The organism is Actinopolyspora mzabensis (assembly GCF_900101095.1).
In the GTDB taxonomy this organism is placed as follows: Bacteria; Actinomycetota; Actinomycetes; order Mycobacteriales; family Pseudonocardiaceae; genus Actinopolyspora; species Actinopolyspora mzabensis.
This window is the reverse complement of record NZ_FNFM01000006.1, coordinates 141,202-166,622: the sequence shown is the minus strand read 5'-3', so window position 1 is coordinate 166,622 and position 25,421 is coordinate 141,202. Positions and strand designations below refer to the sequence as shown.

The window sequence follows — 25,421 nt, the reverse complement described above, 5'->3', positions numbered from 1 at the left end:
CGGTGTTTTCCGGGCGCGTGGCCGTGCCCGTTACGCACGGCGGGCGCCGAAGCGACCGGGCGCTCATCGGTGGGTGGTCACCGGCGGTGCTCACCGGTGGATGAGCACCGCTGGACGGGTCACCGCTGCTCGGCCGGGAACGGGCATCCCATCAACCGCCGCAGTTCGGCGCCGAGCTGCTCGGAGTCCTCCACCGCTCGGGAGAACCCGAGCCGGACGTCGTGGTCCCCGTCCGCCGATTCCACTCGAAGCCGCACCCCGTAGCGATCCAGCCCCAGCGGCCGCACGTGCCCGCCCCGCAGCCGCTCCGGCAGGTAGCGGGTGAGCAGTCCGACCACGTCACGGTGGGAGAGTTCCAGGTGCCGGAGCCAGCCGTCCTCGTAGAGGCAGAACGGGTCCGGCCGCGAGGCGGCGAACTCGGTGGAGTCGATCGAGCTGGTCTCCTCGGAATCGGCCAGTACCAGCGAGACGGACTCCAGGCGCAGTGCCGTCACGCCGTGCCCGACGTCCAGCAGTCGCGGATCGGGGCGTTCCTCGGCGATTTGCAGCACCCGTTCGTGCCGTTCACCGCTGCCGGGAACGCGCAGCCATCCGGTCAGCCAGATCAGCCCGCGTACCGGTTCACGCAGCCGTACCGGGGCGGAGTCCGCCACTTCCAGCACGGCACCGAATTCGCCGCGCGGCGCCTGCCAGACCGCCCCGACCAGGGGGTGCCCGTCCGACAGCAGCACCGTGGCGGTGCCGTCCCGGTGGACGTGGTGCAGCAACGGCTGAACCCGTTCGGCGTCGACGCCGGAAGGCTGTACCGCCGCTCTGCCGCCCCGTTTGGCGATCGTGCGGGCGCGCTCGGCAGCCTCGGGCTTCGCGGGCGTGCGAGCGGTCTCGGGCATCACTCACCTCCAGAGACGGCACAGCAGGACTTATTAGGCAACCCTAACCCAGTCGGCGCCGTTGTGGAAGTGACCCGATCAGGGACCACCGCGGGTCGGAACCGCGTGCGGTGTGCCGCGCCGTCGACCGGGGCCGGAACGACGTCGATTTCTCGCGAAATCGACGCCCCGCTCGGGCGACGTGGCCCCGTGGCCGTAAATTTCTCGCGAAATCGCCGGTCCCGGAACCCCCGTCGGGAAGCGACCGTGCGGTTCGCAGCGCGATTGTCCCCGGTGCGTGAGTCGGATGCATCGCGAGGCCGGGCCGCTCGCCGCGTAGGTCGCTACTCAAGAGCCGGCCCACACTCCCAAGGCGCCGACTCACGTGCCGGCTACCCGACCAACTCACCAGAGCGACCGGCACAGCAACACGGCGAGAGCCGTGCGAGAGGTTCCGCCACCCGCACCGCCGGGCCCACCGAGCCGACTTGCTCAGCCATTCGGCTTGTTGGTGACCCAGCTGCGGTAGTAGGTGGGGTCTTCCGATGCGGTGGCCGCCTCGCCCAACCGCAGCGGCCGGAAGGTGTCGATCATGACGGCCGTCTCGTCGAACCGCTCCGCGCCCAGCGAGGCCTCCGCCGCCCCCGGTTGTGGCCCGTGGCTGCATCCGGAGGGGTGCAGCGACAGCGAGCCGATGCCGATTCCGGATCCCTTCCGCGCCTCGTAGTTGCCTCCCACGTAGAACATCAGCTCGTCGGAGTCCACATTGGCGTGGTTGTACGGCACCGGGATCGAGTCCGGGTGGTAGTCCACCTTGCGGGGGCAGAACGAGCACACCACGAAGTTCGGCCCCTCGAAGGTCTGGTGCACCGGCGGCGGCTGGTGGATGCGTCCGGTGATCGGTTCGAAGTCGGCGATGTTGAACACCCACGGATACAGGCAGCCGTCCCAGCCGACCACGTCGAAGGGGTGGTGCTCGTACGTCATCCGGGTGAGGCCGTCGTGGTGCCGCACCAGCACGTCCACGTGCTCGCCCTCCAGCAGCAGCGGCTCCGTGGGGCCGCGCAGGTCCCGTTCGCAGTAGGGGGAGCTCTCCAGGAACTGCCCTTTGGCGCTGAGATAGCGCTTGGGCGGGCCGATGTGCCCGGTGGCTTCCACGAGGTACAGCCGGGGCGGTTGTTCGCCCAGCGGCACCACCCGGTACGTGGTGGAGGCGGGCAGCAGCACGTAGTCGCCCTCGGCGACCTCCAGGGCGCCGTAGATCGTCTCGAATCGTGCCGAGCCGCGCTGCACGTAGCACAGCTCGTCACCTGTCGCGTTGCGGTAGAGCGGGCTCGTGGTGTCGGGCACCGCGAAGCAGATCGACACGTCGCTGTTGCCGAACAGCAGCCTGCGCCCGGTGACCGCGTCGGTACCGGCCTCACCGCTCGGGAACGCGAGCTCTCCGGTGCGGAAGTGCCGTGGCCGGAGTGGCAGGTTGGGTTCGGTGGCACGTCCCTGCTCGGGGACCGCTTCGGCCGCGAGGACCGCGGTGGGCAGTCCGCGGTGGTACAGCAGAGCCGATTCCGAGGAGAACCCCTCGATTCCCATCAGTTCCTCGGCGTAGAGGCTGCCGTCCGGTTGACGGAACCGCGTGTGCCTCTTGCGCGGAATCTGACCCACTTGGCGGTAGTACGGCATACCGGCCTCCGGTCGATCGAGTGCGGCGAAGTCGAACGCTGCAAAAACCCCGGGCTGACAGCCGAACGAGCGCCGGTTCGCCCCGAACCGGCGACGAATCGAGCGATCCCGCAAAGCGTTCGTTTTGCGGACACTTTTGTTCACTGCCCGGCACGGCATTAGCGTGACACTCGTGTCAAGCGCTGTTGAACTCCACGCGCCCGGTCCGCGCGGTATTCCGCCCCTGTTCGCACGTCTGGTGGACGATGCCTCGCTGTTCCCGCCCGCCAACGCGTCCGTCGCTCAGGCGGTTGAGGAACACCTGCGTGCGCGGGACGGCGAGTACGCGGGGTTACTGGGGCCAATCCTCTGCCAGGTCTCCCGCCTGCCGGAACTGATCACCGAACTGGCCAAGACCAAACCGGCCGAGCCCGTTCCCATGTCGCTGGTCTGCGACACCGGGCTCGGTGAGGTGCCGAAGGCACTGTCGATCATCGAGGGGCGACACGAACTGCTCTCGTTGCGGATGGTCGAGATGCCCGGGCCGTCCGAGGTCGACGACGTGTGGTTGGAACGCGTCTCCGAGTTCGTCCCGGAGGACGTGGTTCGCGTCGTCGAACCACGACGCGGCGAGGGATGGCTCGACGGGGTGCGTCGGGTCGCCGAGTTCGGATGCTGGCCGAAACTGCGGTCGGGCGGCCAGACCGTCGAGTCCTTCCCCAGCGTCGACGTCGTGGCCGAGTTCCTGGCCGTGGCCACCACGCTGGAGGTTCCGTTCAAGGTGACCGCCGGAATGCCCCGCGCGGTTCGCCGTACCGACTCGGAGACCGGGTTCCCGCACCACGGCTTCCTGAACCTGCTGGTGGCCGTGGGGCGCGCCCTGTCCGGTCAGGACGTGCGCGCGGCCCTGGCCAGCACCGACGAGCGAGCACTGACCGAGGAAGCGTGCTCGCTCTCCGACGAGGCGGCGAAGGCGGTCCGGAGCGTGTTCTCCTCGTACGGGGCGACTTCGCCCATCGACCCCGTGTCCGATCTCGTCGAGTTGGAACTGTTGTGACCTGGATCGAGGACCCAGAGTTCGCGCCGGACCGCCCGTTCGGGCCGCAGACACTGCCTTACGGCGTGCTGGGCACCGCCAAGGGTCCGACGGTGGCCGTGCGGGTGGGCAAACACGCCGTCCCGCTGCGGAGCGTCGCCGACGAGCTCGGCCCGCGGGTGGGCGAGCTCGTCTCCGGCGACTCGTTGGACCCGCTGCTCGCAGCGGGACCGGCGGCCTGGCGCGAGCTGCGGGAACGCCTGCTGGAGCTGGTCGGTGCCGACTCACGTCCCCGGGACGCCGAGTTGATCCGCGCCGACTGGCACACCCAGCTGATGCCGTTCACCGTGGCCGACTTCGCCGACTTCTACTCCTCCCGGCACCACGCCGAGAACGTCGGCAAGATCTTCCGCCGGGAAGCGGATCCGTTGCTGCCGAACTGGACGCATCTGCCGGTCGGCTACCACGGCCGCTCCGGCACCGTGGTGGTCTCCGGCACGGACGTGGCCCGCCCCAACGGGCAGCGCCGCGTCTCCGGTGACCCCACCCCGGTGTTCGGGCCCACCCGCAGGCTCGACTTCGAGGCGGAGGTGGGCTTCGTCTGCGGCGGCGAACCGGCCTCGTGCGTGAGCCCCGAGGAATTCGACGAACACGTCTTCGGGGCCCTGCTGGTCAACGACTGGTCCGCCCGGGACATCCAGTCCTGGGAGTACCAGCCGCTGGGTCCGTTCCTGGCCAAGTCGTTCGCGACCTCGGTGTCGGGCTGGATCACCCCGCTGGCGGCGCTGGAACAGGCCCGGGTCCCCACCACCGGCTACGATCACCAGCTGCTGGACTACCTCGTCGAGCAGCGGCCGTGGGGCCTGGATCTGCGCCTGGAGGTGCGGTGCAACGACACCCTGCTGTCCCGACCGCCCTTCGCGGAGATGTACTGGTCGCCCGCGCAGCAGCTGGCGCATCTGACCGTCAACGGCAGCACGGTGCGACCGGGCGACCTGTTCGCCTCCGGTACGGTTTCGGGACCGGAGCCCGAGCAACGGGGTTGCCTGCTCGAACTCAGCTGGGGCGGTTCCGATCCCATTACGCTGGAGGACGGCGAGCAGCGCACCTTCCTGCAGGACGGCGACCGCGTGACGATCAGCGCCACGGCGCCCGGTGAGCACGGCCGTCCGGTCGGGTTGGGGGACGTGTCCGGCACGGTGCTGCCCGCGGTTCGGAGGTGACCCGATGAGCACGAGCTCGGCCCGATCCGCCGGGGATCCCACTCCGGACCCCGAGCGGGAGCCCGCCGGCGCCACTCCGACGAAGGAGAGTTCGCTGACGCTGGAGCGCGGCCTCAACCTGCTGCAGGCGGTGGCCGACGCCGACAGCGAGGCCCCCACCATCAGCGACCTCGCCACCATCGTCGGCGTCAGCAGGGCGGCGGTGTATCGGCTGCTGGGCCCGTTGCAGAGCCGGGGCCTGGTTCGGCGCGAGGGCTCCAAGGTCCGGCTGGGCCTCGGCGTGCTGTGGCTGGCGGGCAAGGTGGTGCCGCAGCTGCGGTTCGCGGCACTGCCCGCGCTGCGCGCGCTGGCGGAACGAGTGGGGGCCACGGTTCACCTCACCGTCGCCGACGGCAACGAGGCCCAGGCCATCGCCGTGGTCGAGCCGTCCTGGACGAGCTATCACGTCTCCTACCGCGTGGGCACCAGACATTCCGTGCAGCGCGGTGCGGCGGGGCGCGCCGTGGACCTCTCGGAGGAGGGGCCGAAGTGGGTGGCCAGCGTCGGCGAGCTCCAGCCGGGGGCGTACGGCGTGGCCGCTCCGGTACGTGGTGTGCCCGGCCTGCGCGCCAGCGTGGGCGTGGTGGCCATGGAGCCGCTCTCGCCGGACGAGGTCGGACCCCTGGTCGTGCGCACCTGCTCCGCCGTCTCCGACGCTCTCGGGTAGTCGAATTGTCGGCTCGGTCTGCGTAGCTGGTTTCGTGGCGGAACCTCTCGCACGGCTCTCGCTGCGGGTCCGGCGACATCGGGTAGCGATCTACACAACGTCTCCGGCGTCCTCGCGAGAGCCGCACGGGAGAACCCGCGGCGGTGCCGATTGCGTGAGTGGTGGGAGCTGGGCCTGCGGGAGTGCTCGGAGCTCGGCTCCGCGGCGAGGGCGCGGCGATTTCGTGGGAAATTGACACCCACCCGGGCCGCCTGGGCCGCGAATCGGAGCGTCCCCTGCTGGTGGATTTTTCGGGCGGGCGGTTTACAACGGGCGATTTCGGAGTGAGAATTCCGTTCATTCGTGGGTGAAGCCCCTGCCGCTCACCTGATCGCGCCCTGATCCGCCCCGGCTCGGACCAGTGGTCCTCCCCCGACAGGACCAACGTCCCGGTCGCCCCGGGACCCTCGCCCGGCGGGAAAGAGGACGATTTGTCCTGTGAGCCCCAGCTGCTCCGGGGGCAGGCTGGTACGCGTGGATCTTCTCGACATCGCCAGGTGGCAGTTCGGGATCACGACGGTTTATCACTTCCTGATGGTCCCGTTGACGATCGGCCTCGCGATCCTCGTCGCGGGAATGCAGACCGCCTGGTACCGCACCGGTAACGAGCGGTACCTGAAGATGACCAAGTTCTGGGGCAAGCTCATGATGGTCAACTTCGCCATGGGCGTGGTGACCGGCATCGTGCAGGAGTTCCAGTTCGGCATGGCCTGGAGCGAGTACTCCAGGTTCGTCGGCGACGTCTTCGGGGCACCGCTGGCCATGGAGGGCATCGTCGCCTTCTTCGTGGAATCGGTCTTCCTCGGGCTGTGGATCTTCGGGTGGGACCGGCTGTCCAAGCGGGTGCACCTGGCCTGCGCCTGGGCGTTCTCGCTGGCCACCGTGGCTTCGGCCTACTTCATCCTGGCCGCCAACTCGTGGATGCAGCATCCGGTCGGTGTCGAGATGGTCGACGGCGAGCCCAGGCTGAGCTCGATCTGGGCCGTGCTGACCAACAACACCCTGCTCGCGGCCTTCCCGCACACGATCTTCGGGTGCTTCGCGGTGGCGGGCACGTTCGTGCTCGGCATCGCCGCTTGGAAGGTCTGGAAACGCGACCGGCAGGGCATGCCGCACGACGAGGACCGCCGGGTCTGGCACAAGTCGATGCGGGTCGGCGCGTGGGTGGCGCTGTTCTCCTTCGTGGGCCTGGCGATCTCCGGCGACATCCAGGGCAAGCTGATGTTCGAGCAGCAACCGCTCAAGATGGCCTCGGCGGAGGCGCTGTGCCACACCGAACAGCCCGCCAGCTTCTCGGTCTTCGCCTACGGGGACGTCAGCCGCCCCGACTGCGAGAGCGTCAAGAGCATCACCGTGCCGTTCATGCTCTCCTACCTCGCCCACGGCGACTTCAGCACCGAGGTCAAGGGCGTGCGGCAGCTGCAGGACGAGTACGCCGCGAAGTACGGCACGCACTACCCGGACGACCCCCGGCTGGGCGATCTCGCGGGCGAGCGGATCGAGTACCAGCCGAACCTGCCGGTCACCTACTGGGGCTTCCGGTTCATGATCGGCTTCGGCGCGGTCTCCGCCCTGGCCGCCCTGGGCGCGCTCTGGTTCACCAGGGGCGGCAGGTTCCCGCGCGGGCGGCTGTGGGGACCGCTGGCACTGGCCTCCATCGCCACCCCGTTCCTGGCCAACGTGTTCGGGTGGATCTTCACCGAGATGGGGCGCCAACCGTTCGTGGTGGCTCCCAACCCCAATCCCTCGGGGGTGGACGGCGTCTGGATGTACACGGCGCAGGCCGTCTCCTCCGGGGTCTCGCCGGGCGAGATGACGACCTCGCTGATCGCGCTGACCTCCGTCTACGGCGTGCTGCTCGTGGTGGAGGTGTTCCTGATGGTGCGCTACGCGCGGGGAGGTTTCGAGTCAGTGATGCCGCACAAGTCCTCCGACGACTCCGAGGACGATTCCGATTCGGGCGGCTCCGGTTCGGACGACGTCCTCTCGTTCGCCTACTGACGCCGCTCCGGAGGACCGGTTTGCCCCTCTCCCCCACCAACCCCACGTGTGACCCGCTGCCGAACCCGCGCGGAATCAGCCGCGCACGCCCCACCGCCCCGACCACCGGAGTGACCTGATGGACCTGCCGACCGTCTGGTTCTGCATCATCGCCCTGCTCTGGCTGGGCTACCTCTTCCTGGAGGGCTTCGACTTCGGCGTCGGCATGCTGCTTCCCGTGCTGGGACGCAGGGAGACCGAACGCCGCGTGCTGATCAACACGATCGGCCCGGTCTGGGACGGCAACGAGGTCTGGCTGATCGTGGCGGGCGGCGCCATGTTCGCCTCGTTCCCCGGTTGGTACGCGGGGCTGCTGAGCACCGCCTACCTGCCGTTCACCGTGCTGCTGCTGGTGCTCATCGGCAGAGGCGTGGCGTTCGAGTACCGGGGCAAGGTCGACACCGCCCGGTGGCGTCGTGCCTGGGACACGGTGATCGTGCTCGCCTCGTGGATCGCTCCGCTGATGGTCGGCCTCGTGCTCTCGGCGACCGTGTTCGGGCTGCCGCTGGACGCCAACGGGGACCGGGTCGGTGGCCCGCTGGTCATCCTCACGCTGCCCAACGTGCTCGGAGCCGTGGCCGTGGCGGCGTTCTCGTTGCTGCACGGCGCCGCGTTCCTGGCGCTGAAGACCGAGGGCGACGTGCGGGAACGGGCCCACCGCTTCGCGCTGCGGTTCGGGGTCCCGCTGCTGCTGCCCGTGGTGGGGCTGCTGCTGGTCGCCCAACTGCGGGAAGGAGCGCCCTGGACCTGGATTCCGCTGCTGATCGCGCTGCTGACGGGGCTCGCCGCGCTCGCGCGGCAGGCGGTGGGCCGCGACGGCCAGGCGTTCGTGCTGCAGGGAGTGGCGCTGGCCGGGGCGGTGGTGACGCTGTTCGGCGCGTTGTGGCCGAACGTGCTGCCCTCCACGCTCGACCCGGCGTGGTCGCTGTCGATCGCCGAGACCGCGTCCAGCTCCTACACCCTGACCGTGGTCACCTGGGTGGCCGCGTTCGGGACCCCGGCCGTGCTGGTCTACCAGGGGTGGACCTACTGGGTGTTCCGCAAGCGGATCGGGACCAAGCACATCCCTCCGGTGCACGCCGCTTGAGAGGTTCGTCTGCTCGGGTGTGGAGGGTGCTCGCTTGGCGGAACCTCTGGCACGGCTCTCGCTGCGGGGAGGCCCGACCTCGGGTAGTTACTACACAACGTCGGGGCCGTCCTCGCGAGAGCCGCACCCGAGAACCCGCGGCGGTGCCGACTGCCGGGGTGGTCGGAGTTCGACCTGCGAGGGCGCTCGGAGCTCGACCTGCGTCGAAGCGACGCGGCGATTTCGCGAGAAATCGACGGCCACGGAGCCACACCGCACCACCGGCGCGGCGATTTCGCGAGAAATCGACGCCCACGAGCACTGCGACTCGGTTGGGGTGACGACGGTGCGAAAGCAGCAATGAGATCGGGAGAGATCGCGCCAAGGAGGTGGGAAGCGTGACGGGTCGTTCGACGGAGCCGGGCAGCAACCCGGGTGCCGACGGCAGCGCCGTCCTCGCCGGGGGGCCGTTGGGGGCGCTGCCCCGGCTGTCGCCGTCCACCCGGCGCGCCCTCTACCTCAGCGGCGCGCTGGCCGTGCTGAGCGCGTTCGCGCTGATCACGCAGGCGTGGGCGCTGGCCGACGCACTGGCGCGGGTGGTCATGCGGGGTTTCGACACCGCCGCCATCGGCGACCGGCTGGCGGTGTTGTGCGGCGCGGTACTGGCCCGGGGCGTACTCGGTTGGGCCACCGCGAGCGTCTCCGCCCGCGCGGCGGCAGGAGCGAAGGAGGAGCTGCGCGCGCTGCTGCTGGACTCCGCGCTGCGGCGCGGTCCCGAGTGGATCGGCCGCTACGGAGCGGCGGAGCTCACCACGCTCGCCACCAAGGGGCTGGACGCGCTCGACGCCTACTTCACGCGTTACCTCCCCGCACTGGTGACCGCCGCCGTGGTGCCCGCGATCGTCGGTTTCCGGATTCTGCTCGCGGACTGGACCTCGGCGGCCATCATCCTGGTCACGGTCCCGCTGATCCCGCTGTTCGCCTGGCTGGTCGGCCGCTACACCGAGAGCCGCACCAACCGGGCCGCCGAGTCGCTGCGGCGCATGTCGGGGCAGCTGTCCGAACTGGTCCGCGCCCTGCCGGTGCTCACCGCCTTCGGCCGGGCGGGCGCGCAGCGCGAGGCGGTGCGCCGCCTCAGCGAGCGGTACCGGCGCGACAGCGTCTCCACCCTGCGGATCGCGTTCCTGTCCGCGCTGGTGCTGGAGTTGTGCTCCTCGCTGTCGGTGGCGCTGGTGGCCGTGAGCATCGGGATGCGGCTGGTGTCCGGGGATCTCGACCTGGCTACCGGGCTGCTGGTGCTCGTGCTGGCTCCGGAGTGCTACCTCCCGCTGCGCAACGCGGGGGCGGCGCACCACGCCAGCGAGGACGGCCTGGAGGCGGTTCGCCGCGTCGAGGAGGTCCGGTTCGAGCCTCCGGATGCCGGGCAGGGCACCTCCTCACCCGCGCCTTCCGGGATTCCGAACGCCGCCGGGGTTCCGAGCGCCGCCGGGGTTCCGAGCGCCGCCCCACTGCGGGTGAGCGGTCTCCGGGTGGCCCGCAGGCAGGGCCACGCTCCCGACGGGCTGGATTTCACGGCTCCGCCGGGGCGGGTGACCCGCATGGAGGGTCTCGGCGGGATCGGCCCCAGCGGCAGCGGCAAGTCCACCACGTTCGGGGTGCTGCTCGGGTTCACCGCCCCCGAGTCCGGGACGCTGCGCTACGGCGCGACCGAGATCGACCGGCCGGACTCCGCGAGCTGGCGCGCCACGATCGCCTGGATCCCGCAGCGTCCCGCGTTCTCCGGTGGGACCGTCACCGACGAGCTGCTGCTCGCCGGCAGCGACCAGCCCGAGGGCACTGCCGAGCGCATCGACGAGGTGCTGCGCGCGGCGGCGGCCGAGCACCTGGCCGGCCGTCCGGTCGATTCGCTGTCCACCGGTGAGCGGCAGCGCGTGGCGGTGGCGCGTGCCCTGCTGCGGTTGCGTGGCCGAGCTCGGGTGCTGCTGGCCGACGAGCCGACGGCCCACCTGGACGCCGCCACCGCCGCGCACGTCTCCGCAGCGATCGAGGACGCGGCGGAGTCGGGCGCCGTCGTGCTGCTGGCCAGCCACCGCCCCGGACCTGCCGAGCCGCGCGAGTCGCCGCCCGACGAGCACGAGCACGGCACCGCGTCCTCCCCCGCCGCCTCCGGACCCGCCCGCATCCGGGAGCTGGTCACGGCGCGGGGAGTCGGCGGCGCGGCGCTCGGTGTGCTCTCGCTGCTGTCCGGCATAGCGTTGACCGCCACCTCGGCCTGGCTGATCGCGCGGGCCGCGCAGCAGCCACCGGTGCTGACGCTCAGCGTCGCCGCCGTGGGGGTCCGGACCTTCGCGCTGTCCCGCGCCGTGCTGCGCTATCTGGAGCGGCTGGCCACCCACGACGCCGCGTTCCGGCTGGCGGGCAGCCTGCGGGAACGGTTGTGGGGCGGGCTGGTCCGCTGGGGCCCCGCGCGTACGGCGGCGTTGGTGCGTGGCGACGGCGCGGCCAGGCTGGTGGACGACACCGACAACGTGCGGGACCTGGTGCCGCGCGTGCTGGGGCCGCCGCTGACCGCCGTCGGGGTGGGCGGCGGGGCCGTTGTCGTGCAGGCCCTGGTGCTGCCCGAGGCGGGGCTGCTGCTCGCGGTGGCACTGCTGCTGGCGGGCGTGCTGGGTCCGCTGGTGGCGCTGGCGGTGCAGCGTCGTGCGGCCGCGGCGGTGGCTTCGGGACGCCGGGAGGTGGCCATCCGGGTGCTCGGGCTGCTCGATTCCGCCGCCGAGCTGCTCTCGTTCGGAGCCGCCGAGGGGCGGCGTGCGGAACTGGCACGCGCCGATGCCGAGCTGGCGCGCAAGGCCCGCAGGGCGGCCTCGGGGGAGGGTGCTGCCGGGGCCGTGGTCACGCTCGTGATGGGGGCGGCCGTGGTCGGCTGCACCGCGCTGGCGGCACGCGCGGTAGCGGCAGGCGACCTCGCCCCGGTGCTGGCGCCGCTGCTCGCGTTGGTGCCGATGGCGGCCACCGAGGCGGTCGCCGAGCTCCCCACGGCCGCGCAGCAGTGGCTGCCGCTGCGACGGGCGCAGCAGCGGTTGAGCCCGTTCCTGTCCGAGCCGGACCAGGCGGAAGGGGCGCTGTCCGGTGGAGCGCCGTCCGGTGGAGCGCTGTCCGAACGGGACGGCGGTATCGACGGGGGGAAGCGCCCGGTCGGGGTGTCCGGGGGGTCGGAAACCGAGCCGGCCCGGGGACAGCCGGTCGCTCCGGGCGAGGTGCTGCTCGAAGGCGTCCGAGCGAGCTGGCCCGGTGCCGATGAGCCCGCGTTGGCCGGGCTGACGCTGCGGATCCCACCGGGATCGCAGGTGGCCGTGGTGGGCGACTCGGGCGGTGGGAAGTCCACCACGCTGGCGGTGCTGGCCGGGCTGCTGCCGGTGGCGAGCGGGACGTGCGCGGTGGGTGGCAGGGTCGCGTGGTGTCCGCAGGATCCGCAGCTGGTCTCCACCACGATCCGCGAGAACCTTCGGCTGGCCGATCCCACCGCCGACGACCGCCGGTTGGCGGCGACGCTGCGCTCGGCCGGGCTGAGTGGCTGGGAGGACTCGCTGGACACCGTGGTCGGCACCGGCGGGACCGAGCTCTCCGGCGGTGAGGCGCGGCGGCTGGCGCTGGCCAGGGCGCTGCTGGTTCCCGACGCGGAGGTGCTGCTGCTGGACGAGCCGACCGCCCACCTGGACGAGCCGACCGCGCTGGAACTGCTGGACACTTTGGAACGCGAGTCGCGCGGCCGCACCGTGGTGCGGGTGACGCACCACGAGCGCGAGGTGCACCGGGCGGATCTGGTGGTTCGCGTCCGCCGCGGCCACGCGGAGTTGGTGCACCGCTCGGCGGATCCCGCGTAGCGCGCGTGTCGGGAACCGGGCCGAACCGGAGTGGGTTCCCGAGGAGGTGCTCTCCGGCTGGATCCTCCGGCTGGATCCTCCGATGGGGATCACCGGCGGGTGCTCGACTCGGCGCTCCGGCCGAAGTGGCGGAACACCGCTGGGAGCCGGAGCGGAAACGGTCGGCCCGTTCCTTTCCGAGCAACCGGGAGGAACGAGCCGACCGTTCGATTCGTCGTACGCGAATCAGTCGATGGGAACGGCGCTCCACCGCTGGGACAGGCTGTCCACGTCCTTGTTCAGCACGATGTCCCGCGAGGGATAGGCCACCTGGTAGGGGTTCATCACCCGGTGGGCGTTGTTGTAGGGCGAGATGCGCAGCCCCTCGTCCTTGTCCACGTTCCACCACTGCTCGCGGTCACCGCGGTCGCACTCCTGCTGCCGCACGTGGCGCAGCGCGTCCTGGTTGTCGGGCTGCAGGCAGAGCCCCGAGCCGACGTTCTTGATGCGGAGCACCCCGCTGAAGCCGGTGGGCAGGAACTTCCACTGCTCCTGGAGCCGGTTCGCGTCGGTGCGGTGCTGGTACCACAGGTCCAGGATGCCGTTCTGCGAGGTGTTCCACCCCTTGGCGATCATGAACAGGTGGGCGCTGCGGTTGTAGAGATGGTACGGCTCTCCCAGCACGATCGAGGTCTGCGCCTCGCGCGCCCCAGGCCGCTGTTCGTGCTGTTCGGCGGCACCCGCTCCCGCTCCCATGATGCCCACCAGGGAGAGCGCCGTCGCGAGTACCAGTGCGATCCGCTTCTTCGGCTTCACCGAGAACCGATCCTTTCTCGTGATCATTTCGTGATTCCCGGGAAAACTGTCGAGCACCGGAGTACGAAGATCAACATATCGTTCGGGTGAACCGCCCAAGGTGCTTCACCGCGAGGGCTATCCGGCTGCTCAGGCCGCCATGGCCCGTTCCCGGTACGGCGACGGTTCGCCGATGTGCCTCACCCAGCGATCTTCTCCACTGCTTCCGACTTCTCCATTGTTTCCGAGTTCCGTCCATTCCGGATTAACCGACGTGGAGCGGGAACGGCTCGCATTGAGCCGGTGTCTGCCGATGTAGCCGGATTCGGGGAGCTGCTCGGGCACTTCGGGCAGGCTGAGCAGCCTGGCGAGGTCTTCTTCGGCGAGGCTGGTGGGGTGGTGGGGTCGTTGTCTGCTCGCGTTCGGGGGTTGGTACTCGGGGTGGTTGAGCAGGGCGCGTCGTTCGGCCGGGGTGGGGTTGGGGTCGGGCCGGTGGCCGAGGGCGTCCCACCAGCCGGAGTCGGGTGAGCGGTCGGGGCCGTGTAGCACGATCGTGGCTCGCCGCAGCAGCGAGCCCGGCGGGATAGGGCCACAGCTCGCTCCCGGTGTGCTGTGCCCGGTGGTGGAACCGTCGTGGTGCTTTGCCGGGTCGCTGTTCGGTTGCCGTGCGAGCAGACCGGCGACCGTCAGCGTGCCCGGACCGGCGTCGGCGTGCTCGCCGTGCCCGCCGCGCAGCGGGGCCAGCGCGCTGCCCACCGCCAGCGCCAGCACCGTTCCCAACAGCCACAGCAACCCGAATGGTTGGTGCAGCACGGCCGGGCCCAGCGTGCTGGCCGCCGTCACAGCGCGCCTCCGTCCCGGCCGAAGCGTTCGCGGAGCTTGCGACTGGTCTCCTGCTCGCGTTGTTCCTGTTCGCGGCCGTGTTCGACGGCCGCGCTCATGCAGATGTCGCAGGTCGGCACCAGCCAGTCCACCTCGGACGGATCGATCAGCACGACCTGCTGCCCGCACAACGTGTCGCGCTGTTGCTCCGGACGCGGCCGGACCTCACGGGAGAACGCGTGCCGAAACCCGCCCACCGGGTTCCACCACACCACCGGACCCGACCAACCCCACCCCAACAACGGAACCTCAAGCATCACGAACACTCCTTACTTATCAATCGGTGTAACTACTTTTTAGAAGTAGCTCGTGTTAATAGCAACTACTATGCCTCGATCGGATGATGCGAAACGAGCTGCGAAACTGGGGGCGAATCGACCTACAGGAAGGCCACCGATGCACGTGAACGCCAGCCCTGCAGTGGTGCGCCGTCTGGTGGCGTACGGCCTGACCAACTTGCGCAAGCGTGCCGGGTACTCCCAGGCCGAAGCCGCGAAGTACATGCGCTGTTCACAGGGCAAGATCGCCAACCTCGAGAACAGCCGTAACCTGCCGAGGCTGGAGTTCATCGAGAAGCTGCTACGCCACTACGACGCCGAAGACGAGATCCCGCGCTACACCGAACTGTTGGAGACCGCCGAACAGCGAACCTGGTGGGATCGGCTATCCGACACGAAAACCCTCGTAGGACTACAGACGTTCATCGGACTGGAAGACGGAGCCAGCAAGACCGAGGGATTCCACGCACTGCTGGTTCCGGGACTGATGCAGACCTCCGACTACGCGCGCGAGGTCGTTCGGGGTGGCCAGCAGTCGGACAGCGACCTGGAGTACAAGGTCGAGTTGCGCGGCAGACGACAACAAGCGCTCACCCGGTCTACCGATCCGCTGCACGCATGGATGGTCATCGACGAGTGCGCGCTCGATCGTCGCATCGGCGATACGGCGACCATGCGGGGACAGCTCGAACACCTCGTCGAGCTCGCCGAACTCGACAACGTCCAGATCCAGATCTGTCCCGCCAGCGTAGGACCGCACCCTGGCCTGACCGGCACATTCGAGATCCTGCACTTCCCGATTCCCGAAGATCCCGGCGTGGTCTACGTTGAGACCCGAGTACGCGCGGTGTGGTTCGAGGACAAACCCGAGATCGATCAATACACCCAGGTCATGAATCACCTACGCGCGCTGGCCAACACCCCGGAAGAGTCGAAGAAGCTGCTCACCGAAAAGCTGAAGGAGCTCTAGACGATGCGCTTCACCGCCCACGCCTGGCAGAAGTCCTCCTACTCCAACGATGACCAAGGTTGCGTCGAAGTCGCATTATCCAGCCGGGCCGTCGGCATCCGCGACACCAAGGACCGCGCAAGCGGCACCCTCACCGTCACCCCCGCAGCCTGGGCCGAGTTCATGGACCGTCTCAAAACCGGCGGGTACGACCAGGGCTGACCTCGCGCGCACGCCGCTACGCCGTGGCCGGGGCGTCGATTTCTCGCGAAATTCACAAAGCCCCGGCACTACGCGGTAGGGGCGGCATCCCGATCAGACTCGCGAACCGTTCGGCAGAGCGACCTCACCTGGTTGGCCGCTCTCCACACGCGCGAGCACTGCCGACAGCGCTGGGCCATCCGAGTGATCGCAGTGCGTTCCCGAAGCACCTCGGAGTGCTGATCGTCATAGTGGCCATAGGTCCATCCCGCTGACGCGACACACCCAGATCCGGCAGGATGTGACCCGGTTTCGGATCACGACCCAGCGGCCAACGGCCCAGGAAGGAGCAGACGTGAGCCAAAATGGTTTCAGCGTCGACCACGACAAACTCAAAGCATCCATCGCGGACCTGCGAAAAGCGCGGGAAGAGGCCGCAGATCTTATGACACAGTCGGAGTCGATCGAACCCGGTGAGTTGACCGCGTACGACGACACCACCGGAAAGGCACGCGAGGCGTTCCAGAAGCGCATGAGCGGAGTCGATGGATCTCTTCGTGCTGCCGCTGAGGATATTCGCGACAAATTGGATGAGAAGATAGCCGCTTACGAAGCCCTGCTACGCGAATACGGCATCGCCGAGGACAACGCCTCGGTCGCACAACGCGACACCGAAAGGCAAAGCTGAACACCGTGGAAGACCTCATGTACAAGGCACGACGCGGCGCTGTCATCGCGGGTGGCCTCGCACTGACCATGGCACTGGCCGCCTGCTCCAGTGACTCAACGGGCCAGACCGGAACTCCAGAAGACACAGCCACCAGCAGCGTGGCTTCGTCCACCTCGCAATCCGGAACCGGAATCGCCAACCCGAAAAACCCCGCCGCACTCGAACCGTGCGAGCTGCTGCCCGACGAAGCCGCCACCACACTGGGAGTGGAGACCAAAGGCGAAAGGATCCCGAACGACCTCAAACCCAGCCTCCCAGACCTATGTCGCTGGAGAGGCGGAGAGACCGGTTCGACGCGAGTTTCCTTGGTCGCTTTCCCCGGGCGTACCATCCAGCAATACTACGACAACAAATCGAGCTATGGATACTTCGAAAAACTAGAGGTTTCCGAACACCCCGCGGTTGTGGGGAACACGGAGGATCCAGCGAAGAGCTCCAGCTGCGCGATGTACATGGCCGCGAACGAAAACCAGATAGTCCTGTCCTCCACATCTATCCCTGCTAACGATATCGGAAAAACAAACCCATGCGACTTGGCGCAACGAGCCCTGGAGTTGTCGCTACCGTCGTGGCCGGCGGCGAAGTGACCCCACAGGGGTAATGAGCTACTCCGAAGCGTCCTCCCGAGGTCACAGACACAACCCGGTAGCTGGAACTCCTTCGTGAGGAGGATCCACGGCACGACCACCTCCATCACAGGAGTTCCACAACCACCTTCACCCTAAGCTCCCACGAGCGAGGCGTTCCAGAAGCGTATGAACGCCCCCGAAGGATCGCTTCACGCTGCCGCTGAGGACATTCGCGACAAACTGAACGAGAAGATAGCCGCTTACGAAGCCCTGCTGCGCGAATACGACATCGCCGAGGACAACGCCTCGCTCGCACAACGCGACACCGAAAGGCAGAGCTGAACACCGTGGAAAACCTCATGCACAAGGCACGACGCGGCTCTGTCATCGCGGGCGGACTCGCACTGACCATGGCACTGGCCGCCTGCTCCAGTGACTCAACGGGACAGACCGGAAACCCAGAAGACACAACCACCAGCAGCGTAACCTCATCCGACTCACAGTCAGGAACCGGAATAACCAACCCGAAAAACCCCGCTGCCCTCGAACCGTGCGAGCTGCTACCGGACGAAGCCGCCACCACGCTGGGAGTGGAGACCAAAGGCGAAAGGATCCCGAACGACCTCAAACCCAGCCTCCCAGATCTATGCCGATGGAGAGCTGGAGAGATCGTTTCGGAGCGAGTTTCCTTGGTCGCCTTTCCCGGACGCACCATTCAACAGTACTACGACAACAAATCGAGCTACGGATACTTCGAAAAACTAGAGGTTTCCGGACACCCCGCCGTCGTGACAAATGATAAAGATCCCGCGAAGAGTTCAGGCTGCGCAATGTACATGGCCGCGAACGAAAACCAGATAGTCCTGTCCTCCACTTTTATTTCCACTGAGAACATCGGAAAAGTAAACCCGTGCGACTTGGCAAAGCAGGCCCTGGAGCTGTCGCTGCCGTCGTGGCCAGCGGCGAAGTGACCCCGCGTGATGAGCTACTCCGAAGCGTCCTGTTCGGTGTCCGATCAGCCAGGAAGGTGGAACTCAGCCGTGACGATGACCCGTGAACATCCCGCACCGCACACATGGCGCAAGCCCAGCCGCAGCGCCAACAACGCCCACTGCGTCGAAGTCGGCTTCGCCGACCCCACCATCACCATCCGCGACACCAAGGACCGCGCGGGCGGCACTCTCACCGTCACCCCCGCAGCCTGGGCAGGATTCTTGAACCGCCTCAAAACCGGCGACTACGACCAGAGCTGACCAACAGACGCCGTTTACGCCGTGGCCGGGGCGTCGATTTCTCGCGAAATGTGCGAAGCCCCGGTGCAAGACAGCGCACGAGACACGCCGAAAGATTCTCGGAGACGACGTAGCTCTCGGAGCACCGCGCTCAGCCGCTCGACTCGTGTCGGCCCGAGCACTCGAAGCCGGGAAGCACGTGCTCGGGGACGCGCCGCTCAGTCCTCCAGCCCGCGCGCGACGGTGTCGAGGCCGTCGGTCAGCGCCGCGAGCTGTTCGCGGCTGAGCAGGTCGATCAGCGAGGAGCGGACCAGCTCCACGTGGCCGGGGGCCACGCGACGCAGCTTGGCCATGCCCTCCTCGGTCAACACCGCGAACACCCCGCGATCGTCGCCGGGGCACGAGCTGCGATACACCAGCCCGGCCTTCTCGAGCTTGCCGATCTGGTACGAAGCACCACTCTTGGAGGTCAGCAGCGACTCGGCCAGCTCGGTCATCCGCAGCTGCCACTCCGGCTCGTCGGCCAGCCGCACCAGGATCTCGTACTGCGGGTGCGACAGCCCCTCCTGCTCGCGCAGGTGATGTTCCACACGCCGCTCCACCCGGTGACTCGCCTCCAGAAAGGCGTTCCACGCGGCCTTTTCCTCGGAATCCAGCCACCTCGGTCGCGTCATGCACCCACCATAGCGGTTGTTCGAATTTGAACAACCCGGTAATTTCGTGGTGGTTTCAATTTGAACTACCCGCTCGGGGCCACCCGACGCCGAACCACGGGAGGAAGACCGTGCCGCAGTTACCAACCGCAGTCCGCGATCTCGCCCTGCTTCTCGGGCGAGTCGTGCTCGGAGCCGTGTTCATCGTGCACGGCCTGCAGAAACTCACCCAGTGGGGGGTCAGCGGCACCGCGGACACGTTCGCGGGCATGGGGATCCCCGCCCCCGGAGTATCAGCCTGGTTCGCCGCGCTGGTGGAGACGCTGGGCGGAATCGCGCTGATCCTGGGCATCGCGCTGCCCCTCGCCGGGGTGCTGCTGGCGCTGAACATGCTCGGGGCGTTGTTCTTCGTCCACCTCAGCCAGGGCTTCTCCGGTTACGAGTACGTGCTCGTGCTGGCCGCCGCCGCACTCGCCCTCGGCTTCAGCGGTGGCGACTACTCGGTCGACCGGCTGCTGCGCAAACCGCGCGAGTCGGGAGCCACTCCGAGTACGACGAACGCCTGAACAACGTCCGCTCGGGCCACGACGCGGTACTCGGCACCGTGTCGCACCGGCACGGGCTGCCGGCGGGCGCGTCGCGAGCGGAGTGCCCGAAACGGGAGCCGCCGGGAAACGCGAAATGCCGGGTGGAACCGTGACCTCCTCGGACGAGGGATCCGACAGTGTCCGGTCACGGTCCCACCCTCGCGGGGCGGCGAAAGGAGGCGCCAACCACCCCACGACGACGTAAATTTCTCGCGAAATCGCCGCGCCCCACGGGGAGCGACCGCGTGGGAAGCGACCCCGTGGAGAGCGATCTCGGCCCGTGAGTCTCAGCCCATCCAGTCGCGCCAGAGCTCGCGCATGCTGTCCAGCGTCTCGCGGTAGCGGCGGTAGCCGTCCTCGTAGCGCTCCCGCACGTCCGGGTTGGGGCGGACCTCGCGCAGCGGCAACGTCCACTCGCCGGAGTCCACCTCGTCACCCAGCGCGCGGGCGGCCGTCACCGCCGCTCCCCTGGCCCCCATGCCGGGATCGTCCGTGAGGTGCAGCGGCTGCCCCAGCACGTCGGCGAACACCTGCGCCCAGGGATGCGAGCGCGTGCCGCCGCCGCAGGCCACCAGCTTGCCGTTCAACCCGGCCGCCTCGAAGCAGTGCCGCGCCGCGTAGGCCACGCTCTCGCAGACCGCCCGCACCACGTCGCTGCGGCTGGTGCCCAACCGCACCCCGCTGATCTGCCCGCTGGCGCGCGGATCCACGAACGGCGAGCGCTCCCCGCCCGGCGCCAGGAACGGCAGCGCGGAGACGTCGTTGGCTCCCGGCGGGCTGGCCTCCAGCGCTCCGCCGAGATCACCGATCTCCATGCCGAGCAGGTCCAGCACCCAGTCGAGGCTGGCGGTGCCCACCATCGCGGGCATGCCGTGCAGCAGCTGGTTCTCCTCTGGCGTGCACAACCACATCCCGGAGGGCTCTTCCTGCCAACGGCGGTTGCCCGTCTCGGTGAGCACCTGGCAGGCCAGCGTGGTTCCCACGATCAGCAGCCCGTCGCCGAACTCGTGCAGCCCGCCGCCCACGGCGCAGGCCGGCAGGTCGAACGGGCCCGCCGTGACCGGCAACCCCCGGGGCAGCCCCAGCAGTTCCGCGCCGTTGGCGTCGAGTTCGAACAGCTGCCTCGGCCGGGCCGGTTTGGGCAGCAGGTGCCGGAACTCGGACAGCCCGCACGCCTCCAGCGCCAGCTCGTCGTACTCCCTGGTGTCGGCGTCCAGGAACGGCACGGAGGCGTCCGAGGCGTCCACGCTGATCTCGCCGGTCAGCACGTGCAACACCGAGTCGACGCAGTACCCGGCGACCGCGGCGTCGCGCAGCGACTCCGGCTCGTTGTCGCGAAGGTGGGCCAGCAGGGGTCCCTGCGCACCGGGGAACAGCCCGTTGCCGGTGCGCTCGTAGACCTGCCTGCTGACCCCGTCGCGCTGCCACCGCTTGACCACGGAAGCGGCGCGACCGTCCATCCACGAGATGGGCTGCCGGACCGGCCTCCCGGCGGAGTCCCGCAACCACAACCCGTCGCCCTGCCCGGTCAGCGCCACGGCGCGCGGCTGCTGCCCGGTCTGCTCACCCACGTCGCGCACCACGGCGGCCACGGTGGACACCACGTCGTCGAGGTCCTGCTCCACCCTGCCGTCGGGGTAGTGCTCCAGGTGCGACTGCCTGCTCGCCTCGGCGAGCACGCGGCCCGAGTCGTCGAAGGCCGCCGCCTTGGTCAGCGAAGTTCCGATGTCGACCGCGGTGATCATGTCTCGCTCCCCCGGACGTCGGGATTGGCCAGGTGCGCGGCCCGCTCGCCCCGCGCGAACCGATCCACCTCGGCGGCCACGATCTCGGCGGCGCGGTGCGCGGTCTGCCGGGTCGCGCCCGCGAGGTGCGGGGTGGTGATGAGGTTGGGCGCGCCGTGCAGCGGCCACTCCGGCGGCGGGGGCTCCTCGTCGTAGACGTCCAGCGCCAGCGCACCCAGCTTGCCGCTGCGCAGCAGCCCCGGCAGCGGCTGGTAGTCGAGCAGGCCACCGCGGGCGGTGTTGACCAGCACCGCGCCCTCGGGCAGCAGCGCCAGGCGGTCGGCGTCGAGCAGGTGCTTGGTCTCCGGGGTGAGCCTGGCGTGCAGGCTGACCACCGAGCAGCGGGGCAGCATCTCGTCCAGCGCGAGGGGTTCCACCCCGTCGGCGCGCAGCGCGTCCTGGTCGGTGTAGGGGTCGGCCACCAGCACTTCCGCGCCGAAGGCGCGCAGCACCCTGGCCACCCTGCTGCCGATCGCGCCGTAGCCGACCAGGCCGACCGTGCTGCCCTCCAGCTCGATGCCCGCCTCGGGGTAGGCGTAGAAGTCGCCCCGCCAGTTGCCCCGTTTGAGCTCGGCGTCGGAGTCGGGGATGCGGCGCATCGCGGCCAGGATCATGCCCACCGCGTACTCGGCGGCAGCGGCGGCGTTGCGCCCGGGGGCGTAGGTGACCGTCACCCCTGCCCTGGTCGCCGCCGCGAGATCCACGTTGACCGGACCACCGCGCGAGACCGCGACCAGTTTCAGCGAGGGGGCGGCGGCGAACACGCGCTCGGTGAACGGCGCCATCTGGGTCACGCACACCTCGGCGCCCTCGACGGCCTCGATCACCTGCTGTTCGGTCCCGCTGGCCTCCTCGACCCCGCCGACGGGGCCGAACGGCTCGACCGGCCAGGGCAGTTTGAGCTTGCCGACCTCGACGTCGTTCACCCTGGAACGCACGGCGTTCTCGAGCAGGTCGGGGCCGACGAAGTTGTCGCCCGCTGCCAGCACGCGCACTGTTCATTCCTCCTTCAGCGGTCTCACCGCTGTCCGATGGCTCACCGCGGCGGTTCCCGGGGTTACCGGCCTTCGCGGGCACGGCGCCCCGACCGCTCCGGCCGCGGCGACCGCCGCGGGCCGCGGCTATCAGCTCTGGTGTTCGTAGTCGGTTATGTATGCGACCTTGGCCGCGCTCGCCGAGGACGGGTCGAAGGAATAGCCCAGCCACTCGTCGACCAGTCGTTTGGCCAGTTCGGGTCCGATGACCCTGGACCCCATGGTCAGTACCTGGCAGTCGTTCGACTTGATGGAGCGCTCCGCCGAGTAGGAGTCGTGCGCGACGGTAGCGCGCACCCCGTCGACCTTGTTCGCCGAGATGCACATGCCGATGCCGGTGCCGCAGATCAGCACCGCGCGGTCGGCGTCGCCGCGCGCCACGGCTTCCGCCGCCGCCAGCCCCAGCCGGGGGTAGGCGCGGTCGTCGGAGTCGTCGTGCACGCCGTAGTCCAGCACCTCGGCGACCCTGACGTCACCCTCCAGCTGTTCGGCGATCAGTTTCTTGAGTGCCACACCGGCGTTGTCGGCCGCCACGGCCACGGTGATCGGGCTCATGATTCCGGGTTCCCCTTTCGACGATTCCGCTCGCACGCGCCGTCGGAGACTCCGGCGGCCACCGCGCCGAGCAGCAGGGCCAGTGAGGTGGCACCGGGATCGGCGGTGCCCTGGTCGTGCCCGCCCAACCGCGAGGCACGGCCACGTGCGGAGGTCAGCCGCGCGGTGTCCTGCGCCGCCTTGGTGGCCACCTCGGCGGCGGCGGTCAGCGCGTTGGGCAGCTCGGTGCCTGCCCGGGAGCACTCGGCGAGTTCTTCGGCGAACGGTTCCAGCGCGTCGAGCAGCGTCTTGTCGCCCCTGGCGGAGCCACCGAGTTCGGCGACCGCTCGGGACGCCTCCCGTACCGCTTCGGCCAGCACAGCGGTGTCCACCGTCGCGTGTTCGCGCAGCCCGGCGCCGGTCTGGCTGAGCAGGGTTCCGTAGAGCGCTCCGGAGGCGCCGCCCGCGGCGTCGGCCAGCGCGGTCCCGGCCGCCAGCAGCGCGTCACCGATCGAACGGGGATCGGCCGCGTCGCTGCCCGCGTGGTCGGCGGCCCGAACGGCGGCGCGCAGGCCGCGCACGATGCCCTGACCGTGGTCACCGTCGCCCGCCACCGCGTCGAGCCGCCCCAGCTCGTCCTCGGCGTCGGCCACGTCGCCCAGCGCGCGCTCGAGCAGCTCGTGCACGAGCCCGCCCCGGCTGGTGGACTCCTCGGTGGGTGCCGCGCCGCGTTCCTCCGGAGTGGGCTCGTGGCCGGTCAGCGGCCGCAGCGGCCGGTAACCGGGGGTGTCGCAGTCGGCCTCGTAGAGCTCGGCGAGCTCGTCGTCCAGCGCGAGCAGCGACAGCGACAGTCCGGCCATGTCCAGCGAGGTGACGAACTCCCCGACCTCGGGGCGGTGCGGGCGCAGCCCGGCGGCCCGCAGCCTGCGCTCGATGGCCGGGTAGCAGGCGAACATCTCCTCGTACTTGGTGCGGCCGAGGCCGTTGAGCAGCACGGCCACCCGCTCGGTGCCGGCGGGCAGCTCGGTCAGCAGGTTGTCGACCAGTTCGGCGGCCAGGTCCTCGGCGCTCATGGCGTCCACGCCGCGCGCGCCGGACTCGCCGTGAATCCCCAGTCCCAGTTCCATCCGGCCGGAGTCGACGGTGAACAGCGGCTCCGACTTGCCGGGCAGGGTGCAGCCGCCGAAGGCCGCGCCGTAGGTGCGGGTGCGGTCGTTGGCCTTGCGCGCCAACGCGGCCACGCTGTCCAGGCTCTCGCCTCGTTCGGCCGCGGCACCGGCGACCTTGAACACGAAGAAGTCGCCCGCCACGCCGCGCCGGACCTCGGGGGTGTCGGCGGAGCCGCTGGCGATGTCGTCGGTGACCAGCACGGTGCGGCTGTCGATGCCCTCGGCGGCCAGTCGCCGCGCGGCTAGCCCGAAGTGCATCACGTCGCCGGAGTAGTTGCCGTAGCTGAACAGCACACCCGCTCCGGCGTCGGCGGCCAGCGCGGTCCGGTAGACCTGCTCGGCGCTGGGGCTGGTGAACACGTCGCCGATGACGGCGGCGTCGGCGAAGCCGGGGCCGACGAGCCCGGCGAAGGCCGGGTAGTGCCCGCAGCCGCCGCCGATGATCACCGAGACCTTGCCCTGGCGGGGAGCGTGCCTGCCCACCACGCCGTAGGCACCGGGCACGCGCGCCACGGTGCGGCCGTAGGCGGCGACGAAACCGTCCAGCCAGGAGTCCTTGAACGTGGCGGAGTCCGTCAGTCCGGTCATCAGGCACCCTCGCTCTCGGTAACGGGGTCGGACAGCATGGACAGCAGGGTTTTCCGCACGTGGTCCAGCGAATCGGCGACGACGGTGGCCGAGGCGATGGCGTCCGGCTTGGGGGGATACCCGGTGTTGGGGATGGCGACCACGCTCATCCCCGCCGCGTGGGCGGCGCGGATCCCGTTGCTGGAGTCCTCGACTCCCGCGCACTCCGCGCCGGTGAATCCGAGGCGCCGGGCGGCCTCGGTGTAGACGTCGGGGCTGGGCTTGCCCCTGGCCACCTCGGCACTGGAGACGGTGGCCGTGAAGTGCTCGGCCAGACCGTGCCGCTGCAGCACGGCGTCGATCAGCGGCCTGGCGGCCGAGGAGGCGAGCGCGATCGGAACCATCGCGCTGACCTCGGTGACCATCTCGCGGGCGCCGTCGAGCAGCTCGATCTCGCCGTCCTCCAGCGCGGCGATCATGTCGTCGACGACCGCGCGTTCGGTCTCCGAGGCGGGTTCCGGGGTCCCGCAGACCCTGCCCAGATAGGCCGACCATTCGGGCGAGCTCATGCCCTGGACCGTCGAGGTGTCCTCGGCGCTCCACTCGTGCCCGTGCCGGGCGGCGTAGCGGCTCCACATCCGTTCCCAGAGGTGTTCGCTCTCCACCAGTACGCCGTCCATGTCGAACACGACCGCCCGCAGCGGTCCCGTCGACCGGGGCTCGGTTACCTGACTGACCGTCATGCGCTGTCCTTTCACAAACTTGAAGTTAAATTAACGCTAGCTACTTTAATTGTCCAGCCCCGAGTTGACGCGCCCTCGGGCGGCGAGTGGTTCGAACAACGCAGCGAGTCCGGCCGATCCCCCCTGGAACGATCCACAGTCGTACACGTTGCGAGCACAACCGGAAACTCGGAAATAACATCTTGCGCGTGAAAGTAACGAGGTGCATGATAC

Annotated in this window: 25 protein-coding genes; 14 read left to right on the top strand and 11 right to left on the bottom strand. The window is 69.4% G+C overall.

All coding sequences use genetic code 11. The annotated features are described in order from the left end of the window. Positions 1-119: 119 nt before the first annotated feature. Both BLR41_RS11605 and BLR41_RS11600 read right to left on the bottom strand, forming a co-directional pair. On the bottom strand, positions 120-890 hold the full coding sequence (locus BLR41_RS11605; protein WP_092628084.1) for a DUF2470 domain-containing protein: 771 nt from the start codon (positions 888-890) through the stop codon (positions 120-122). A 471-nt stretch (positions 891-1,361) separates the two neighbouring features. Continuing rightward, positions 1,362-2,549, bottom strand: coding sequence for a homogentisate 1,2-dioxygenase (locus BLR41_RS11600; RefSeq protein ID WP_092628331.1), 1,188 nt, complete (start codon positions 2,547-2,549; stop codon positions 1,362-1,364). A gap of 172 nt (positions 2,550-2,721) precedes the next feature. Between BLR41_RS11600 and BLR41_RS11595 the strand changes: the two genes are divergently transcribed. The 6 genes from BLR41_RS11595 to cydD all read left to right on the top strand — a co-directional run bounded on the left by BLR41_RS11595 (position 2,722) and on the right by cydD (position 12,522). Continuing rightward, entirely contained in the window at positions 2,722-3,585 is an 864-nt protein-coding gene (locus BLR41_RS11595; protein WP_245694078.1) for a hypothetical protein, read from the top strand. Beyond that, positions 3,582-4,787, top strand: coding sequence for a fumarylacetoacetase (fahA, locus tag BLR41_RS11590; RefSeq protein WP_092628083.1), 1,206 nt, complete (start codon positions 3,582-3,584; stop codon positions 4,785-4,787). The genes BLR41_RS11595 and fahA overlap by 4 nt, the downstream gene beginning before the upstream one ends. Positions 4,788-4,791: 4 nt before the next feature. Beyond that, positions 4,792-5,493 (top strand): IclR family transcriptional regulator, encoded by a 702-nt coding sequence (locus tag BLR41_RS11585; RefSeq protein ID WP_092628081.1) that lies wholly within the window; start codon positions 4,792-4,794, stop codon positions 5,491-5,493. 513 nt (positions 5,494-6,006) lie between these two features. Then, the gene (locus BLR41_RS11580) at positions 6,007-7,533 is read left to right on the top strand and encodes a cytochrome ubiquinol oxidase subunit I (RefSeq protein WP_092628329.1); all 1,527 of its coding nucleotides are present in this window, start codon (positions 6,007-6,009) and stop codon (positions 7,531-7,533) included. A 118-nt stretch (positions 7,534-7,651) separates the two neighbouring features. Then, a complete protein-coding gene (gene cydB, locus BLR41_RS11575; protein WP_092628080.1) occupies positions 7,652-8,659 on the top strand; it encodes a cytochrome d ubiquinol oxidase subunit II in 1,008 nt (335 codons plus the stop codon). Between the two features lie 377 nt (positions 8,660-9,036). Beyond that, a complete protein-coding gene (gene cydD, locus BLR41_RS11570; RefSeq protein ID WP_092628327.1) occupies positions 9,037-12,522 on the top strand; it encodes a thiol reductant ABC exporter subunit CydD in 3,486 nt (1,161 codons plus the stop codon). 225 nt (positions 12,523-12,747) lie between these two features. Here cydD and BLR41_RS11565 read toward each other — a convergent pair whose 3' ends face one another. The 3 genes from BLR41_RS11565 to BLR41_RS11555 form a co-directional block, all read right to left on the bottom strand. Further along, complete coding sequence (locus BLR41_RS11565) at positions 12,748-13,344, bottom strand: RICIN domain-containing protein (RefSeq protein ID WP_092628326.1); 597 nt, start codon at positions 13,342-13,344, stop codon at positions 12,748-12,750. Positions 13,345-13,446: 102 nt separating this feature from the next. After that, the gene (locus BLR41_RS11560) at positions 13,447-14,139 is read right to left on the bottom strand and encodes a hypothetical protein (RefSeq protein WP_092628079.1); all 693 of its coding nucleotides are present in this window, start codon (positions 14,137-14,139) and stop codon (positions 13,447-13,449) included. Then, positions 14,136-14,435, bottom strand: a complete 300-nt coding sequence (locus BLR41_RS11555; RefSeq protein ID WP_092628324.1) for an HC3 family zinc finger protein — start codon at positions 14,433-14,435, stop codon at positions 14,136-14,138. Before BLR41_RS11555 ends, BLR41_RS11560 begins: the two co-directional genes overlap by 4 nt. Before the next feature lie 139 nt (positions 14,436-14,574). Between BLR41_RS11555 and BLR41_RS11550 the strand changes: the two genes are divergently transcribed. The 7 genes from BLR41_RS11550 to BLR41_RS11525 all read left to right on the top strand — a co-directional run bounded on the left by BLR41_RS11550 (position 14,575) and on the right by BLR41_RS11525 (position 18,158). Then, positions 14,575-15,426 (top strand): helix-turn-helix domain-containing protein, encoded by an 852-nt coding sequence (locus BLR41_RS11550; RefSeq protein ID WP_176797953.1) that lies wholly within the window; start codon positions 14,575-14,577, stop codon positions 15,424-15,426. Between the two features lie 3 nt (positions 15,427-15,429). After that, complete coding sequence (locus tag BLR41_RS11545; RefSeq protein WP_092628076.1) at positions 15,430-15,627, top strand: DUF397 domain-containing protein; 198 nt, start codon at positions 15,430-15,432, stop codon at positions 15,625-15,627. 334 nt (positions 15,628-15,961) lie between these two features. Next, positions 15,962-16,294, top strand: a complete 333-nt coding sequence (locus BLR41_RS11540; protein WP_143013059.1) for a hypothetical protein — start codon at positions 15,962-15,964, stop codon at positions 16,292-16,294. A gap of 17 nt (positions 16,295-16,311) precedes the next feature. Next, entirely contained in the window at positions 16,312-16,923 is a 612-nt protein-coding gene (locus BLR41_RS11535; protein ID WP_092628074.1) for a DUF3558 domain-containing protein, read from the top strand. A 168-nt stretch (positions 16,924-17,091) separates the two neighbouring features. After that, positions 17,092-17,247, top strand: coding sequence for a hypothetical protein (locus BLR41_RS22870; protein WP_176797951.1), 156 nt, complete (start codon positions 17,092-17,094; stop codon positions 17,245-17,247). 17 nt (positions 17,248-17,264) lie between these two features. After that, positions 17,265-17,876 carry a DUF3558 domain-containing protein gene (locus BLR41_RS11530; RefSeq protein ID WP_092628072.1) on the top strand — a complete coding sequence of 204 codons (612 nt, stop codon included), beginning with the start codon at positions 17,265-17,267 and terminating at the stop codon, positions 17,874-17,876. 75 nt (positions 17,877-17,951) lie between these two features. Further along, a complete protein-coding gene (locus BLR41_RS11525; RefSeq protein WP_092628070.1) occupies positions 17,952-18,158 on the top strand; it encodes a DUF397 domain-containing protein in 207 nt (68 codons plus the stop codon). 197 nt (positions 18,159-18,355) lie between these two features. Here BLR41_RS11525 and BLR41_RS11520 read toward each other — a convergent pair whose 3' ends face one another. After that, positions 18,356-18,811 carry a MarR family winged helix-turn-helix transcriptional regulator gene (locus BLR41_RS11520; protein ID WP_092628068.1) on the bottom strand — a complete coding sequence of 152 codons (456 nt, stop codon included), beginning with the start codon at positions 18,809-18,811 and terminating at the stop codon, positions 18,356-18,358. Positions 18,812-18,921: 110 nt separating this feature from the next. Between BLR41_RS11520 and BLR41_RS11515 the strand changes: the two genes are divergently transcribed. After that, positions 18,922-19,356, top strand: a complete 435-nt coding sequence (locus BLR41_RS11515) for a DoxX family protein (RefSeq protein ID WP_092628067.1) — start codon at positions 18,922-18,924, stop codon at positions 19,354-19,356. Between the two features lie 308 nt (positions 19,357-19,664). Here BLR41_RS11515 and BLR41_RS11510 read toward each other — a convergent pair whose 3' ends face one another. The 5 genes from BLR41_RS11510 to BLR41_RS11490 form a co-directional block, all read right to left on the bottom strand. Then, the gene (locus BLR41_RS11510) at positions 19,665-21,122 is read right to left on the bottom strand and encodes an FGGY-family carbohydrate kinase (RefSeq protein WP_092628066.1); all 1,458 of its coding nucleotides are present in this window, start codon (positions 21,120-21,122) and stop codon (positions 19,665-19,667) included. Continuing rightward, the gene (locus BLR41_RS11505; protein ID WP_092628065.1) at positions 21,119-22,156 is read right to left on the bottom strand and encodes a 2-hydroxyacid dehydrogenase; all 1,038 of its coding nucleotides are present in this window, start codon (positions 22,154-22,156) and stop codon (positions 21,119-21,121) included. The genes BLR41_RS11510 and BLR41_RS11505 overlap by 4 nt, the downstream gene beginning before the upstream one ends. A 129-nt stretch (positions 22,157-22,285) precedes the next feature. Further along, on the bottom strand, positions 22,286-22,741 hold the full coding sequence (locus BLR41_RS11500; RefSeq protein WP_092628322.1) for a ribose-5-phosphate isomerase: 456 nt from the start codon (positions 22,739-22,741) through the stop codon (positions 22,286-22,288). 5 nt (positions 22,742-22,746) lie between these two features. Continuing rightward, positions 22,747-24,486, bottom strand: coding sequence for a dihydroxyacetone kinase family protein (locus tag BLR41_RS11495; protein WP_092628063.1), 1,740 nt, complete (start codon positions 24,484-24,486; stop codon positions 22,747-22,749). Then, positions 24,486-25,208 carry an HAD family hydrolase gene (locus BLR41_RS11490; protein WP_092628062.1) on the bottom strand — a complete coding sequence of 241 codons (723 nt, stop codon included), beginning with the start codon at positions 25,206-25,208 and terminating at the stop codon, positions 24,486-24,488. The genes BLR41_RS11495 and BLR41_RS11490 overlap by 1 nt, the downstream gene beginning before the upstream one ends. Positions 25,209-25,421 lie beyond the last annotated feature (213 nt).